The 15,323-nt window shown below is 41.6% G+C and carries 14 protein-coding genes and 1 riboswitch; of the genes, 1 reads left to right on the top strand and 13 read right to left on the bottom strand.

The genetic code is table 11. The features are described 5' to 3' along the window. From AS005_RS07315 to flgM, 7 genes are all read right to left on the bottom strand, one after another. A complete protein-coding gene (locus AS005_RS07315) occupies positions 1–969 on the bottom strand; it encodes an iron ABC transporter permease (RefSeq protein ID WP_101511061.1) in 969 nt (322 codons plus the stop codon). After that, a complete protein-coding gene (locus AS005_RS07320) occupies positions 969–1,862 on the bottom strand; it encodes a cobalamin-binding protein (RefSeq protein WP_101511164.1) in 894 nt (297 codons plus the stop codon). Before AS005_RS07320 ends, AS005_RS07315 begins: the two co-directional genes overlap by 1 nt. 48 nt (positions 1,863–1,910) lie before the next feature. Next, positions 1,911–2,096, bottom strand: a riboswitch (cobalamin riboswitch). A 9-nt stretch (positions 2,097–2,105) separates the two neighbouring features. Next, positions 2,106–2,555 carry a flagellar assembly protein FliW gene (gene fliW / locus AS005_RS07325; RefSeq protein ID WP_101511062.1) on the bottom strand — a complete coding sequence of 150 codons (450 nt, stop codon included), beginning with the start codon at positions 2,553–2,555 and terminating at the stop codon, positions 2,106–2,108. A gap of 4 nt (positions 2,556–2,559) precedes the next feature. Further along, positions 2,560–3,474: a flagellar hook-associated protein FlgL gene (gene flgL / locus AS005_RS07330; protein ID WP_101511063.1), complete on the bottom strand. Its 915-nt coding sequence runs from the start codon at positions 3,472–3,474 to the stop codon at positions 2,560–2,562. Positions 3,475–3,480: 6 nt separating this feature from the next. Then, positions 3,481–6,057: a flagellar hook-associated protein FlgK gene (flgK, locus tag AS005_RS07335; protein ID WP_101511064.1), complete on the bottom strand. Its 2,577-nt coding sequence runs from the start codon at positions 6,055–6,057 to the stop codon at positions 3,481–3,483. Between the two features lie 2 nt (positions 6,058–6,059). After that, positions 6,060–6,509 carry a flagellar protein FlgN gene (locus tag AS005_RS07340; RefSeq protein ID WP_233186287.1) on the bottom strand — a complete coding sequence of 150 codons (450 nt, stop codon included), beginning with the start codon at positions 6,507–6,509 and terminating at the stop codon, positions 6,060–6,062. Beyond that, entirely contained in the window at positions 6,506–6,784 is a 279-nt protein-coding gene (gene flgM / locus AS005_RS07345; protein ID WP_101511065.1) for a flagellar biosynthesis anti-sigma factor FlgM, read from the bottom strand. The genes AS005_RS07340 and flgM overlap by 4 nt, the downstream gene beginning before the upstream one ends. Before the next feature lie 64 nt (positions 6,785–6,848). Here flgM and murJ point away from each other — a divergent pair, with 64 nt between their 5' ends. Continuing rightward, positions 6,849–8,276 (top strand): murein biosynthesis integral membrane protein MurJ, encoded by a 1,428-nt coding sequence (gene murJ, locus AS005_RS07350; RefSeq protein WP_101511066.1) that lies wholly within the window; start codon positions 6,849–6,851, stop codon positions 8,274–8,276. Here murJ and amrB read toward each other — a convergent pair. The 6 genes from amrB to AS005_RS07380 are packed head-to-tail and all read right to left on the bottom strand — an operon-like array spanning position 8,257 to position 15,322. Then, on the bottom strand, positions 8,257–9,090 hold the full coding sequence (amrB, locus tag AS005_RS07355; RefSeq protein ID WP_101511067.1) for an AmmeMemoRadiSam system protein B: 834 nt from the start codon (positions 9,088–9,090) through the stop codon (positions 8,257–8,259). The two genes, murJ and amrB, sit on opposite strands and share 20 nt — an antisense overlap. Next, the gene (locus AS005_RS07360) at positions 9,087–12,935 is read right to left on the bottom strand and encodes a type IV pilus secretin PilQ (RefSeq protein ID WP_233186288.1); all 3,849 of its coding nucleotides are present in this window, start codon (positions 12,933–12,935) and stop codon (positions 9,087–9,089) included. Before AS005_RS07360 ends, amrB begins: the two co-directional genes overlap by 4 nt. 12 nt (positions 12,936–12,947) lie before the next feature. Further along, positions 12,948–13,406 (bottom strand): hypothetical protein, encoded by a 459-nt coding sequence (locus AS005_RS07365; protein WP_101511069.1) that lies wholly within the window; start codon positions 13,404–13,406, stop codon positions 12,948–12,950. Continuing rightward, positions 13,403–13,819 carry a hypothetical protein gene (locus AS005_RS07370; protein WP_101511070.1) on the bottom strand — a complete coding sequence of 139 codons (417 nt, stop codon included), beginning with the start codon at positions 13,817–13,819 and terminating at the stop codon, positions 13,403–13,405. Before AS005_RS07370 ends, AS005_RS07365 begins: the two co-directional genes overlap by 4 nt. Next, positions 13,816–14,370, bottom strand: coding sequence for a hypothetical protein (locus AS005_RS07375; RefSeq protein WP_101511071.1), 555 nt, complete (start codon positions 14,368–14,370; stop codon positions 13,816–13,818). Before AS005_RS07375 ends, AS005_RS07370 begins: the two co-directional genes overlap by 4 nt. Next, entirely contained in the window at positions 14,342–15,322 is a 981-nt protein-coding gene (locus tag AS005_RS07380) for a hypothetical protein (protein ID WP_101511072.1), read from the bottom strand. Before AS005_RS07380 ends, AS005_RS07375 begins: the two co-directional genes overlap by 29 nt. Position 15,323: the final 1 nt, after the last annotated feature.

A 15,323-nucleotide genomic window follows, 5' to 3' on the forward strand; every position in this document is an offset into this window, starting at 1 on the left:
TCAAACACCTCTCTTCATAAGAAAAGCGAGGAAAGGAGCACCTATCAATGCAGTGACTATTCCAACTGGAAGTTCCGTCGGTGAAAAAAAAGATCTGGCCGCAGTATCACAAAGTGAAAGCAAAACACCCCCAACCAACGCACTCGTCATAGCAGATTTGAGAAAGTTCGGTCCGACAAGATAACGAGCGATATGAGGAACAATAAGACCAACAAAGCCTATAACTCCACTCCTAGAGACGAGAAATGCGGTAGTGAAATTTCCAAAAAGAAATGTGACCACCTTCAAAATCTCGACGTTAACTCCAAGAACGAAAGCTTCTTCCTCACCAAGAGCCATTGCATTTAAATGTCGAGAAAACACCAACGTATACAGAAAGAACGGAACAACGACTAAGGAAAAGAAAATCGTATCTTTCCACACTATTCCCGAGAAACTTCCGAAAAGCCACACAGATATGGTGGTGACATTTCTCTTGAGAAGAACGATCGTCGTGTAAGTGAGAGCACTGAACACAGTGCCTATTACAACACCTGAGAGTATAATCCCAGTAATGGGAAATCGCCCATCTTTTCTTGCAACAAGAAGGGTGAGAAACGATGAGATCAAGGAAAAACCGAAACTGAGAATAGGTATTCGATATATCCAGGAAACGCCAACTACCTCAGCTAAATAAAGTGAAAGGACTGTTCCGAAAGACGCCCCAGAGGATATTCCGAGAAGATACGGATCAACCAAAGGGTTTTTGAGAAGATTTTGAAACGTGTTTCCAACCAAAGAAAGCCCCGCCCCAACCACGAAACTGGCAAAAACTCTTGGAACTCTCAGAGAAAGTATTCTCTCAATCACAGGATCTTCTTCTAGACCAAACAGGACCCCCAAAGTCTTCAGGGGGTCCAAGGAAACACTTCCAAAAAAAATTCCTACGAGAAAACTTACAAAAAGAAGAGGTAGAACTATTTTTTTCATCAGTTACTACCTCCGTAGAAAAACTCATAGAAAACTTCAATGAGCTTGAAGATATCCGGTGAAGGTTGAGATGCCAGGTTTCCATCTATAGCAAACACCTTTCCAAACTTCACAGCATTCACTTCTTCGAAGGGCTTAAATTTCATGATCTTCTCTACTTCACTCTTTTCGGTTCCAGGCACGTACACCCCAACAACTATGACATCGGGATTCTGGGCCACAATGAATTCCAAAGACAACTGCGGCCAACCATTTGGGCCGGCAATACCTGAAGCGATATTAATTCCGCCCGCAATGGAGATTATCTCGTTCAAGTAAGATCCCGCCCCGCATGTCCACACTTCTTTCACTTCCGGCCCAGGTGCTGAAGTGAGATACAAAACTTTCGGTCGTTCAGAAGGAGGAACATTGTATGTTTTCTTGCCTATTTTCAACATCTCTTCACGCAATTCACTTGCTTTTTTCGCCGCATACTCTTGTTTATCGAAGATAATACCAAGAAGTACCACATCTCTTATTATGTCGTCGAGTGAAACGGGATTTATCACAAGTACCTTCAGACCAACTTTCTCCAGCTTCACAACTTCAGGCAACTGGAAACCTCCGAACATCAAAACCAAATCAGGATTGAGAGACACCACTTTCTCCACGTTCACAGGAACCATGGCACCAACTCTTTCAGCTTGATAACTGTCATAATCGGTTACACCGACTATCCTATCTTCTAAGCCCAGAAAGACCAAAAATCTTGTTGCAGAAGGAGATAGACTGACCACCCTCTCTGGAACGGTAGATATCTCGACAACCCTACCAACGTCATCCACTACCACTACAGCTAGACTAAAGATTCCAAAGAGGAGCATCAGGAAAGAAAGCCATCTCTTCACAAACATCCCTCCCTTTACAAAGAAATATTCCCACCTTCCTGGCGTCGAGGAAGGTGGTTCCCCTTCACCGTGGGCGGGTTTCCCGGCTTCCGGATCATCCTACTCCCCGCGCCTTCCCAGGGGAAGACCCCAGTGGCACTTTGCGGGTTTCGTCCCCGGTCACGGTGGCGGCCCCGCGCCGGATTCTCACCGGCTTCCCCTTTGAGCCCTAAAAGGGCACCGCACGATGAGGGAGGTATTCAGAAAAAATCATACCACAGATTTCGCCCGTTTCATTTCTTCGGAAAGATTATGTCTCAGCTCGTAATCTTCGTTTCCCAAGATCACCTGCATGCCTTTTTTTGCTTTCTGATTGATAACTATGGGGGCACGTAGATTGATGGTTGTCTCTTCGGGTTTTCCAGGAGGAATTGTCAAGACGCAAAAATACAAAAGAGAAGTTCGATCTGAAACGCCCATTTTTTCGAGGTCTTCCACTGAAACAATTGGATCGTAATCTGGTCTTACGAGTTTCGGATCTACGACAGGAAGACCCACACGGGGATCTTCCAGCGACAAAAGCCATCCTATGGGAAAGGTCTCTTGAGGAAAAATCAAAGAGAACTTTTTGAGATTTTCAAAGCCTGGAATTCCTTCTTCGAAAATATAGATTTGATCATCGGGAATTTCCACGTCGCCAATTTTTGTTTTATAAATCACCTTATCACCTCACAAAATCCACCAAAGTAGCCTGAAGTACTCGACTCGCTGACTTAAGTGCTGCTTCCAAAACGGATTGCTGCATCGCAAGATCTGTTACAAGTTCCGTTATATCAGCGTCTCTTTCTTTCGAAAGGTACTCGGTGAAAAAGAAATCTAAGTCTTCTATTCGCGAATTCATCATCTCAAGAAATCTACTCACTCCGCCGATCTTTCCTATCACTTTTGTGATTTTTTCTTCGAAAGATGACAGATCTTTCAATGCGACATTAGAAATATGAAGCGAAATTTGATCATCGTCGATGTTAGATCGCAAAATATTGGAAACCTCTTCCAACGTTTGAAAGACGTTCCTACCATCATCCAACTTGAAAACCTCACTCGCGGTGACACCGTAATTTACCGAGTATCCCAACACAACAACGGACCTTTTGCCTTCGGAAGCTGGGGAAGTCGTTATTTCCCAGGCTCCGTTCTTGAACTCCACAGGCCTGTTGAAAACATCGTATCCTGCAAAAATATAATCGTTACCAATCCTTGTATTCGCTATTTCCACAAGATTTTCCTTTATTTTGTCGATTTCTTCTGCTATTGCTTCCCTTTCATCTCTTGAAAGGGTCCCATTCGACGCTCTGACGAGGAGTTCTCGCAGCCTTTGAGAAACTGTCGAAACTGTCTGCAAAGCGCTATCGTACGCATTGACATAAGTTTGAACATGATCCAAATTTCTTTGGAATTGTTCCAACTCTCTTTTTCTCGTCATGATATCACTCGCTCTCTTGGCAACAACCGCGTCGTCACTTGGATACCTTACTCTGTAGCCAGAAGAGAGCTGATCATGAAGTTTAGATATTCTCTTCAAACTGGTTTGTATGTTGAACAAAACCCTGTCACTTATCATTTTGTTTGTCACACGCATGACGTATCACCCCACCATGTTGATCACAGCTTGTATCATCTCATCCACAGTGGATATGACCTTAGCGGCTGCATTGAACGCATGCTGATACTCTATCATGTTTGCCATCTCCTCATCAAGAGACACTCCTTTAACCCTTTCCCGTTCACCATCGATCTCTTGTCTCAGAATTTCGGTGTTCGTTTTGAGGTTACTGGCAGTTTCCGCCTCAACGCCAAGTTCGGCCACAACCCCACCAAAGAATTCGTGAAAACTTTCCTTTCCATTGGATAACAATCTCTTGTGATAAAGATCCTGCACGATCTCAAGAAGTTTTGGATTGGCACCACCTGTAGGTCGCAAGTCCTCTGCATTCCAATCGTTATTTTCCATGGTACGACCAATATCTACTGCAAGATTTGCAGGGTTTGAAACAAGAGAGGAACTCACATCGAATTGGTTCACGATATTCAGAGGCTCATCGTGAGTAACTCTGTCGAAAGTTACCACGTCAGCTATTTTGAATCTGTCTTTCAAAGTGTTGAAATCGTCGGTTCTTGATATCAAAGTGTACGAACTCGTCCAATCGAAAGTGGTAGGATCGTTGTCTGGGTCTACAAGGCCCAAAGCTTCAAACAATCCTTGAGGACCTATTATCTCCATCATTCTGAGATCGAAATCGTAAAGGGAAGTTGCTCTCAAAACGAAAGAATGGTGAGGCGTGAGATCTGCTAAGACTCCTGCATTTTTTTCGTTGATTTTTCCCACAAAGGACTCCAAAGTATCGATTGCTGGATCTATTTCTATATCTGTAGAGTTTATCGTTATGGTGAAAGGAAGGGTGGGATCGAACCCAGTTTGTCCATAGAATATATTTTCCAAAGTATCTTCGTATCTCAAAACTTCATATTCTCGAACGAAAGCTCCAGATTTTGTGAAAAAACTGCCATCACTGAGAACTTTCAACGATGATGGATCGAAATTCAACTGCTCGTCAGGAATGATTATCAACATGTTCTCCCCAGTGGAAGGATCAGTGTAAGTGTACGCTCTCAAATGCAAAGAAGAATTTATTGCAGATTCTATACTTGAAAGACTCACTCCCCCGGAGAGATCTATAGTTATCGTCTCCGACTGTTCGGTGCCGTCTTCAAGGGTATATTTGACATTTATTCTGTAAACATCCCTTTCAAGCGAAAAAATGTCGGATTCCCTTATGGTGAGGTATCCTCTGGTTTCCGTGTTGAATCCCATCTTCGATAGGGAGTCGCCAAGAGATAGGAACAGTTTGTTTCTAAGATTTCCCGCAGTGTCCTCCAGATACAATCTGTATCCTCCAGCGTGTGGTCCTATTTGAAGGGAAGTGCCCAGCAATCCCCATGCTGAAATAACATCCCCAATAGTTGATCCAGAAGAGATATTTATGGAATCGAAAGACCCACCTCCAGTGGCAAGAATGACATCATCCGTTTCGAAATATCTGTTGCTTATTTCCGAAGTATTTTCTGCAGAATGAATTCCCGTAACTGTATGATAAGGTCCCATTTCCAGTCTTCTGTTACCTTTAAGCCTGAAAATAGCTGGATCATCTGAAAAGGCTTCGATTTTCTTGAAAAAGTTCAGATTCGTCGTTACTCCGTTCGATTCGAATCCGTCCCTATGAACAAGATTCACACTATCCGTGGTAAAGAGAACGAATTCGTCAAGTTTTCTCATGTACCTCACTATGATGGAGTCGCGAAGATCGAGAAGAGCTTTCAATTTTCCATCGGTGAGGATCAATTTGGCATTGCCAACAAAGAGTTCGTGATATCCCTTGCCGTAAGGTCTTTCTAAGGCACGGAGTTTGTTATAAGTGGAACCGTTGAGGACAATTTGGTTTCCTATCCTCAAAGTGATTTGACCATCTTCCGCCTCTGTGTAACTTATGTTCGCCAGATCAGAGAGCTTGTCTAAAATTCTGTCCCTCTCATCTAAAAGATCGTTAGGAGGAGACTTGAGCGTCACACCTATTCGGACCTTGTTATTCAAATCTGCAAGTCTTTCTATCATTTGGTTTATCTCAGACACTCTTTGGACTATTTCATTGTCAATATCCTCTCTGAGTTGTTCGAGCCTCGAATAGAGATCTTTCACTTGAGAGACCATCTGCTGAGCTCTTGAAACCACTTCTGCCTTCGACGCTACATTCGTTGGATCAGACATAACCTCTTGAAATGCATTCCAAAAATTGTCAACAAGGCTTCTAATTCCATTCTCATTCGGTTCTGCTAAAAGCTGTTCCACAAAATGCAAGTTGGAAAGGATAGTATCCCAGTAATTGTAACGGTTGTTCACCTGCCTGTACTGAACATCAAGAAACGCATCCCTTAACCTGATGATCGTCTTAACACGAGAGCCGGTGCCCATCTGAAGTGGCACAGAAGGTTGTGTAAGCGTCGTGAGAGGAATAGGAGGAGTGGCTTCTATTATAGGCCTTTGTCTAGAATAACCTGGTGTGTTGGCGTTCGCTATGTTGTGTCCTACCACATTCATCGCCAATTTGTGAGTATATATTCCCGTGAGTGCTGTGTTGAGAATTCCAAACATAGACATGTCAGGCATTTTCAAGACCTCCCGTAAAATACAGAGGGCCCTTCTTTATCAAACGAGCCATCTTTTCTGTAGGTAATTTCGTTTCTTTGGAAACTGAACACGAAATCTATGTACCTTAAATGGAAATCTATCGCTTGCTTGAGTTTTTGGAGTTCAAAGGTGATTTTGTTCAGCGATTCGAAAAATTCTTTCAAGGTTATTATCATCTCTTCATCGTCTCGATAGATCTCCAAGAGATCGATGAGTTTTACACCTTCTCCGTATGTTTTCAACGTAGATTCAAGCTTTTCGTTAATCGAGCTCATTCGCATCGACATTTCTTCCAACTGCGGAAGAATCTCTTCCAACCTTTTGAAATCCTTACTCACAACAGCATCCAACTCTTTTTCCAAGAGCGTTCTTATTTTGTTCATAATTTCGATTTTCTTACAAAGTACCTCTTTCAGGTCATTTTTTATCATTCAGACAACTCCTTCAGAATGCTCCTTGCAAGCCTCTCTGTGTCTATGAAATAGTTACCGCTTTCTATAGCTTTTCTCAATTCCTCAACTAGTTCCTCTCGAATGGTTGAAATGTTCTTCGCTTCCTCAGAAAGTTTTTTTATGCTTTCGACGTTTTTGAACTCCACTCTGTCTGCTGAATCGTTTTTCTTTTTCTCTCTTGATCTTTCTACAGAAGGCCGTTTTATTCCTTCCAAGGGGTTGATTTCCCTTGGTCCGTTCACACCATCTATCATGCTTTTCACCTCCCGTATAATATTATCGGGCAGCTTTTTCCAAACTTGAATGGGAGGAACTGATGTGTCTAACACAAGAAAAACTCTCTCTTTCTCTGCAGGGACCCTTATCTCCAGAATCACCGGCCTCTTTCGCGATATCACTCTTGCTAGCGTTTTCGGTGCTTCATCTGTTTTGGACGCCTATTACATTGCCATCGTTTTCCCATTCTTTTTGAGGAGAACGTTTGCAGAAGGAGCTATGAGCTCGGCCTTTCTTCCTATTTACAACCAACTGAAGACGAAAGAGGAAAAAGAACGATTCACCTCTGCTGTTCTCACATCCCTTGGATTGATCACCCTCGGAGTTGTCATATTTTCCGAGATATTTCCTCGTTTCATGGTCTCCATATTCGCCACGGGAGCGGAAGAATCTATCAGATCACTCGCATCGTCTCTCCTTCGAATAACAGCTCCTTTCATCTCCATAGTCTTCGTTTGGGCAGTGTTTTACTCGATCCACAACTCCCAACATAGATACTTCCTTCCAGCTTTAACACCCATGTTCTCGAATATAGGAGTAATAATGGGAAGTCTCACGGGCGATATAAAATGGTCCGCTTTCGGATTCACAGCTGGAGGACTCATCGCTCTCCTTGTTCTACTACCTTACAGAGAAGGCTTCAAATACAGGCCCACTTTCAGAGGATTAAAAAAGTTTTACAGAATGTTTTTTGCAACTTTTTTAACAATGGCTGTTTCGCAGATTGCCACTCTAGTAGATGTGAACGTGTCTTCATTTTTGGATCCCGGATCTCTTTCTTTGATACAACTTTCTAGTCGCCTCTACCAACTCCCGTTGGGGATCTTTGGAGTAGCCGTCTCCACTGTGGCACTTTCAACGTTGAGCCAGGTGAAAGAAGAGGAATTCAACAGTAATCTGAGTGATTTCATCATCAAAAGTCTATTCCTCACCATACCATCAACCGTGGGATTGATTGTTCTGTCAAAGAGGTTACTCTCTCTTCTGTTTGGCTATGGTGCTTTCACAAGCAAAGATGTGAAAACGGCTTCCGAGATACTTTCGATGTACGCCCTCGGGCTGTGCTTTGTAGCGCTTTTTCATCTATTATCACGTGCTTATCATGCCAAAAGAAAAGCGAGGATCCCCTTTCTAGCGATGTTGCTCGTTTCGGTCGTGAATGTATGTCTCGACGTGGTCTTAGGACTCACTTTGAGAGCGAAAGGCATTGCTTTAGCAACTAGTGTTTCTTACATTGTAGGATTTTTCTTCCTCTTCTTCAAAATGAAACCATCTCTTGATAATCGGATCTTTAAAATCTTGGTTTCAGCGATTGTAATGGGGGTTACACTTCTCCTGATAAAAAACCTTTTCACAACAAGGATTGGTACGGTGTTCTTGGTATTTCTCGGCGCAGGTACGTATATTGGTGTTGGAAAGATTTTGAAGTTAAGGGAAGTGGAGGAGATCTTTAGAACAAAATTGCACTGAGGTATCCTACAACTTCCAAAGTATCACCGGAAACATCACCGCTGGTTGCATGCTTCAATATTTTGCTGTTCTGGAACTTCAAGTTCAAAACCGTCGCAACACCACCATATCCACACATGCTGATATCTTCTCTCACAAGGTATTCATAAAGCATCCCTGGATTTCGTTTTTCTATAGCTTCAATTATATAAGAATCTTTCCTCATAGTAGTTTTTTGATCTTCGTAATGATTCAAATCGGTCGATGCAACAACTAAGGTGCCTTCGAACTCCTTTGATAACGTATTTATTGCTTGAGCAAGATCTTCCGCAACCATAGGACTTTGATCCATCAAACAAATGGGAACGAAAGAAAAATCTCCGAAAACGAATTGTAGGAACGGGAGCTGCACTTCTATTGAATGTTCCCTCAAATGAGACAACGTATCTTCCTCCGCGTACCTGGAATTTTCTAAAATAATCTGGGCTGCTTTCTCATTTATCGGTACCGCACCGAGCGGTGTTTCCCAAAAACCATTCGGCCAAACTCCTACAGATTTGCCAAAACCCGTGTGATTAGGACCAACAATTACGACAAGAGAGGGTTTCCCAAATTTGGCAACCTCAAGATATCCCCACGCCGCCACAGGACCGCTGTACACATAGCCTGCATGCGGTGAAACGAGAGCAAGAAGTTTGTTAAGGGACAAATCAACAGGACCAGGCAGCTTGCCTGGTCCTATCCTTTCATCCAAGAAACACATCTTTATCATCTCTATCAACTCATCACTTCGAGAAGGATAGAAGAGGCCAGCAACAGCTGGCTTTCTGATCATGGTTCCACCACCTTGACCGTTACAAATATGATCAGATCCCTCTTTTCCTTGTTCTCCACCTTCGTTCTGAAGAACTGCCCCACTATCGGAAGATCTCCAAAGAAAGGCAACTTACTTTCCGTTACATTTGAAGTTTCCCTGATCAAACCACCTATCACTATAGTGCTGTTGTTTTTCACAATGAGATGAGTTTGAGCCTCTCTTGTTCTCTCACCTGGCACTTCGTTAACGTAGTTTCCAGGCTCACTCGCTTTTACGAAAAGATCGAGTTCTATAGTATCATCACTCCTAACGAACGGAGTGATAGAAAGTTCTATACCAGTTTCGAGAAATTGAACTTCAGGCGTTCCATCTCCATTTGTATCTGTGACGTAAGGAATTCTGTCTCCGATGAGAATCCGCGCTTCCTTACCACTGGTGGTTACAATCCTGGGACTAGCTAGCAGATCGTCCAAAGTATTGCTCTTTTGATCGCCGTAATGAAGAGACAACATACCGTTGAAGATGTCGTTGAACACTTTCTCAAAGTCAAGATAATCTGCTACTGAGAAAGAAATGCCAGCACCGGAAGATCCTAAACTCACACCTGCGCTGTCTAGAGTTAGACTCCTTTCTTTACTGAGTCTGTCTATCAAGGATTTATCCACTATTCTCGCGGAGATCTCAACCTGTTTGATGGGTTTCTTAAGTTTTTCTATGATCCCATCCAGTTCCTTCTTTATTGTCTCAGAGATACCCGTAACTACCATGAAATTGTTCAAAGAATCCACATAAACTGTCCCACCGTAGAATTCTACGAGGGCTTTTATTTGTTCGAAGTTGTGCGGAATTTCATAGATGTACCTTTTCGCCAAATCTTGCTTCGGTTTGGAGACAACGTATATTCCTTCCTTCTGTTCAAAGAGATACCCATAGTTTTGGGATATCAGTTTTAAGAATTCCTCCCAAGAAACATTCTTCACTTTTATAGTAACTTTTTCAGTGGGAGAATCTACAAACATGATGGATATTCCCAGCTCCTCAGCTGCCTCTTTGAGTAGATCGTACAATGGAGCTGCTTCAGTATTTATGAGAAGTTTCCCATCTATCACTTGAACATAATCCTTTGTTTCAAGAGTTTTAATCTTTTCTCTCTCCTCCTCTACAAGCTTGACGGCTTTTTCTACCACATCCTCCGGACCCTCGATCACCATTTGACCTATGTTCGGAAAGACTGTAATATCGATTCCGTCGAAGAGTTTTTTCAGATACGTAGCCACTTCGTTTGGATTCACACCGGTTGGTATTGAAACACTCTTCTTGGACAGACTTTCGGAAACACTTTTTACTTTCTCGAGGAAAACATCCAAAAGCTCTCTCACTTTATCGGATTGGGAAGCGGGCACTTCCACTAGGAGCAAATTCAACTTGTCAAGATAAACGATCTTCCTAACTTGGGGGACAAGGACCTCTAGGAAGGTTTTGAACTGATCGTACGAAAAACCTACGGGTACTTCCAATGTAAGGTGCTCGAACACATTCTCCGCAGCCATCTTTTGATGTCTTTCGAAGAAAGAATTGTATATCTTTAAAAGATCAGTTACCGCATCGGAAGATCCTTTAATAACAATCAAATTCAATTTCTCTAGATTCAAGCACATCACTTTTGGATACAACTTACCTGCCAAAGTAACGAACTCTTCAACTGGAAAGGAAGGATCTACTTCTATGAACTTTACAGTGTCTTCTTTTCGAATTTCTCCCAGCTTTCTCAGAATATCTTCGAATGTCTGCTTGGCCCTTTCGAGAGATTCTTTTGTTCCCTCGAACAAAACAGTTCCACCTATTATTTCGTACACAACACCTGAATTCTTACTCACCACATTTAGCAGTTGCTCAGGATTTTCCAACCACTCTGGTAGCTCCACGATCAACTGCGAGATCTCTTTTCTCGTGCTCAAGATCCTCTGAAGGAGATCACCTGCTTTTTCAACTTCCAGCTCATTCCCAACAACAACCAACTCACCTTCCAATTCCTCGACAGAGACGTCGTAGAGTTGGGTGAGAATCGTTTTTAGTTTGTCTACAGAAATGTCCCCTTCTTTTTTCACGAACTTGATAACTTTTTCTGTTGAAACGATAGCCTCTAACTCTTCCGCAGCTTTTTGAAGAACTTCTTCTTTCTTTCCAGCAAGCATGGCTACTTTCAGAGCAGGTAAATATTGAACTTCGACACCGTATTTTTCCAACAAGAATTTTTTGATATCTTCCAAGCTATCTTCATTTATGGAGACTTTTAAAAACCGTGTGTAACTACTCTGGAGTTTGTTCAAGTAATCAACAGCGTTATCGACAGAGTCTTGAAAACCCTCAACAAAGACAAAATTTCCTATTTTTTCTACTGAAACATCGTACATTTTAGAAACAGCTGTTAGAATCTCCTGTTGAATATCCCGTTTCAACACCAGATTCTTCATTACAAAGTTTTTCCTTCGAAAATTCAACAATTTTTCCAAAACAGGATGGATCCTTTCGTAGACATCCTTTGGAACAAAGAGGGACGCTTTGATAGTTTTGCCCTCGATGTTCAGAAATTTCAATCTGGAGTTTGAAATTCCGAAGAACTGAAGAGCTGATTTTAGAAACTCTTCTTCTCCCTTTCTCAAATCAATGTAAAATGCATCTCCAAGTTCGAGATTGTTTTCCGCGATGAAATTCACTAATTCTTTTTCCTTGTCAATAGGAACCTGACATACCACAAGATTCAGATCTTTGTAGGCTTGTGCTTCTACCCCAAGAACCAATTTGATCAAGTTGGCTGAAACTTCCGGATCATAAGCGTAAAAAACGAATTTCTTTGTGGGAACAACTTGGGGTTCTGGCTGCTGCTCTCCCGTTTCCAAAATCTTCAAGTACCGCTCGACTCTATTGATGGTTTCTGAGTCTCCCTCTAAGATAACTTTAGAGACAGGTTTCAAAAGATAATACTCAAATTGGTAAACGTTCTTCAAGGAAGCCAGCAACTCTTCTACTTTTTCTGCTCCCACAGAGAAGGAAACTTCCTTCCGTTGAAGAGGAGGTGAGACAGACAGGAGACTCGCTATCAAATCGTGCTCTTCGGAAGTACCGTAAACGAAGAGGACAGATTTTGATGGAAGGTAGTCTATCATGGCTTCCTGTGATATCAGACTCTTTATCTTGTCTGCTACAGTTTGATTCTCAACCTTGTATATTCCCCAGAACCTTTGAAATTTCCCAGAGACCTCATCGTACTTTCCAATAAACATCGTTCCATCTGGAAAATAAGCGTAGGCTACCTCACCGAAAGTAACAAGGAGATCCCTCAAAGCATCTTCAGGAGTTACACCGTTCAATTTCAAACTCGTGGTTGCTGTCTTCACACTCTCAGAAACAACAACGTTGAGGTTCAACCTTTCCGCAAGGTACTTCACCATGTCTTCGAAAGGCATGTTCTCAAAGGAAACATCTATTCTTTCTTCGCTTCGAGGAAACTTCATGACGACGCTGTTTCCATCAACTTCGTAATTCCCTGGAAACGGTACCAAAAGATTTGCGGACACCATTACTCCATTTCCAACGTTTACAACCCGCACTCCTTCAACTGGTCCAACAGCAACAGGCAACATAAATCTGCTTATTTTCATCTTCACTCCCTTCAAAAACAAGGAGAACACCGTTCTAGAAGAGTTCATTTCTGCCGAGATATCTTCTGCGGGATCAGAAAGAAGGATCCGTATCAAAACTTGGTTTTTTTCCACTTGGGGTAAGACACCCACGAGTTCAATAGAAAAAGAGATTATCGTTATCAGGAGAAAGATGAACACAAATCCTTTTTTCACAGCCATCACCTCTTTTCATCACCTTATTGAGAAAAATCTCCCATTTTTTACATCCAACACCAACACTCCTAAACTAGAAACATAGCTGACCACATAATTGTCAAAAACAGGATTATCTCCTGAAACTTCAAACTGTTTTTTTCCATCCGTGATGAACACTTTTATCCCGTTGTTCGTTCTTATGAACCCTAAAAATCTGTAATTCAGGGTTGGAAGGGTCATTATCAGAACATCGGCCGCTTCTTTTCCAAAGTTGAGTCTAGCCGGATTGAAAACACTCAGAGGAGATTTGATAGGATTTTCAAGAGCGAACTTCTTTAACTCAGGATCTACACGTATTTTGTTCACAAGAGATATGAAATTGACCTCACTTTCTTGTAAAGAGATTGTCTCCGTGTTTCCTTTGAGAAGGTAGAAAATGGCGACGAACCAAACTGTTCCCATAACAATTAGTAGAACAACAGTTCTTCGATTCATTCTTTCACCTCTTCTATTTCAACTGAAACTTTCACCTTCGGTTGAGATATTCGTAATCCCAAAAAATCAACAGGAATTATCCTTTTGGCGTCTATCATCAGCTGTTTCACTGCTACTTTCCGTGTTTCAATAAGTTGCCTCAAAAGGTGCTCGACTTCTTCTGTAGTGAATTCTCTTTTTTCCAACGTGAAATCAAAATCCGGCGTACTCTTTATCGCATTCAATATATCTTCGTACTCTTTCTGTTTCATACGAAAAATACGGTAGGCAGGGGCGAGATTTTGAAGCTTTTTCTCTACTTTCTTTGTGTTAGAGATGAATATCACAAAGTCCGGTATCACAAGACCAAACACCAACGCAAAAAGTGTTAAAATGGAGAACCAAATGGCAAATCTTCTGTTGATTCCTTTCATTTTCCCGCCACCTCGTATTCAATCTTGTATTTTCTCAAAAAGTAGCCTTCAGGTAACTTCTCCTCAAATTCAAGTTCGAATTTTGCTTTCTCTGGAAGTTCAGGAAAAAGACTGGTTTGTGATTCTTTAGAAACTTCGTAGAATTCCACCACAGCTCCTTCCTTGGAGAAACTCAAATAGCTTAACGTTCGTTTCTTCTCTTGGAAAATGTTGAGGAGTACCCTTGAAAAATCCTCCCAAGTTTTTCTTTTTCCAAGATAAGCATTTAAACTGTTCGTCTTGCTGTCGAGCTCCTTGATTTGGCTCACCAACGTATTTTCAATACGAGATACCTCTTCTAAATTCCGAAAAGAATCGATAGAGAGATCCACCGAATAAGCCCTTAGAATATCGGAGTATTCGTTTTCTAAACTCTCTATCATCTGTTCCTTAACATACCTGAAATAGATGTTGAAAGAAATGGGTGGTAAAAGCATTACAACGAGGAGGACAACGAAAGTGGTCACCTTTATCTTACGTTTTTTATACGGATATATGTTTAACTTTTCCAATTTCTCTCCCTCCCCTTAGCAAAAGGCCCAATCCTCCCAGAGACATCCTGGGTTTTATAGAAAGCACAGGACCTTCCTTCAATGTGACTCCTTCGAACTTTTTGAGCGTCTGCGAAAAAGCCTGTGAAAGAATGGGAGGATCGACAATGTAGAAAAACTGATCAGCTTTTTCTAAGGAAAGTTCATCCAGAGAAGCTTTTACTTCCCTATCCAGCTCTAACAAGAAATCCCCAAAATAAGGTTGCAGAAAATCTAAGGAAATTTCCACCATCCCTTCCACAATTTCTTTAGGCTGAATTCCTGTGTTTTCTGTGATAATATCCATGAAATCCCAAAAAACAGAAAACATCATTCTACAGCTTCGATAGCGATCATTTTGTAGAATCACCGTTGAATAATAATCGTTGAAAAAAGAAATCACAATCAACATCGAAATACCTTTCAAGCGTTTCTTGAAATAAAATTCGAAGATTTCCAAATATTTGGCAACGTCTGGTATCAAAATGTCTGTCTCAGGAAAACCACTTTTCATCAGATTATCAACGAAAGATTTCACTTGATCCACTTTTGAAACAAAAAACAATCCTTCCCCTTCATAGATATCGAGAGGCGCTACCAAAAGTTTCTCGGGAACTATCCCAAGATTTCTGGATATTTCCACAGCGGCATATTCTTTGACATCTTGTTTTCTCAATGTTGGAGGAACCTTTATTTTCATTATCAAAACATTCTCCATTGGCATGTTCGCTACGACAATGTCTTCGAGGTCCTGTTCAACACCATTCATCAGCTCAGCAATTACTTTTGTACCTTCGTTTTCATCGAACATTTCGACCAACTTCGATGAACGTTTTAAAAGACTCAACTTAGAACCCCTCATCCTAGCACGAGTAATTTCCAAAAAATGGGTACACATGTTCAACGCCAAAATATCGTTATAAAATAACTGCAAA

The sequence above is a fragment of the Thermotoga sp. KOL6 genome (assembly GCF_002866025.1).
GTDB lineage: Bacteria > Thermotogota > Thermotogae > Thermotogales > Thermotogaceae > Thermotoga.

Coding starts and splice junctions, on each gene's coding strand:
- AS005_RS07315 (WP_101511061.1), bottom strand. CDS start 969: ATGAAAAAAATAGTTCTACCTCTTCTTTTTGTAAGTTTTCTCGTAGGA.
- AS005_RS07320 (WP_101511164.1), bottom strand. CDS start 1,862: ATGTTTGTGAAGAGATGGCTTTCTTTCCTGATGCTCCTCTTTGGAATC.
- flgL (WP_101511063.1), bottom strand. CDS start 3,474: ATGCGTGTGACAAACAAAATGATAAGTGACAGGGTTTTGTTCAACATA.
- flgK (WP_101511064.1), bottom strand. CDS start 6,057: ATGCCTGACATGTCTATGTTTGGAATTCTCAACACAGCACTCACGGGA.
- AS005_RS07340 (WP_233186287.1), bottom strand. CDS start 6,509: ATGATAAAAAATGACCTGAAAGAGGTACTTTGTAAGAAAATCGAAATT.
- flgM (WP_101511065.1), bottom strand. CDS start 6,784: ATGATAGATGGTGTGAACGGACCAAGGGAAATCAACCCCTTGGAAGGA.
- amrB (WP_101511067.1), bottom strand. CDS start 9,090: ATGATCAGAAAGCCAGCTGTTGCTGGCCTCTTCTATCCTTCTCGAAGT.
- AS005_RS07360 (WP_233186288.1), bottom strand. CDS start 12,935: ATGGCTGTGAAAAAAGGATTTGTGTTCATCTTTCTCCTGATAACGATA.
- AS005_RS07365 (WP_101511069.1), bottom strand. CDS start 13,406: ATGAATCGAAGAACTGTTGTTCTACTAATTGTTATGGGAACAGTTTGG.
- AS005_RS07370 (WP_101511070.1), bottom strand. CDS start 13,819: ATGAAAGGAATCAACAGAAGATTTGCCATTTGGTTCTCCATTTTAACA.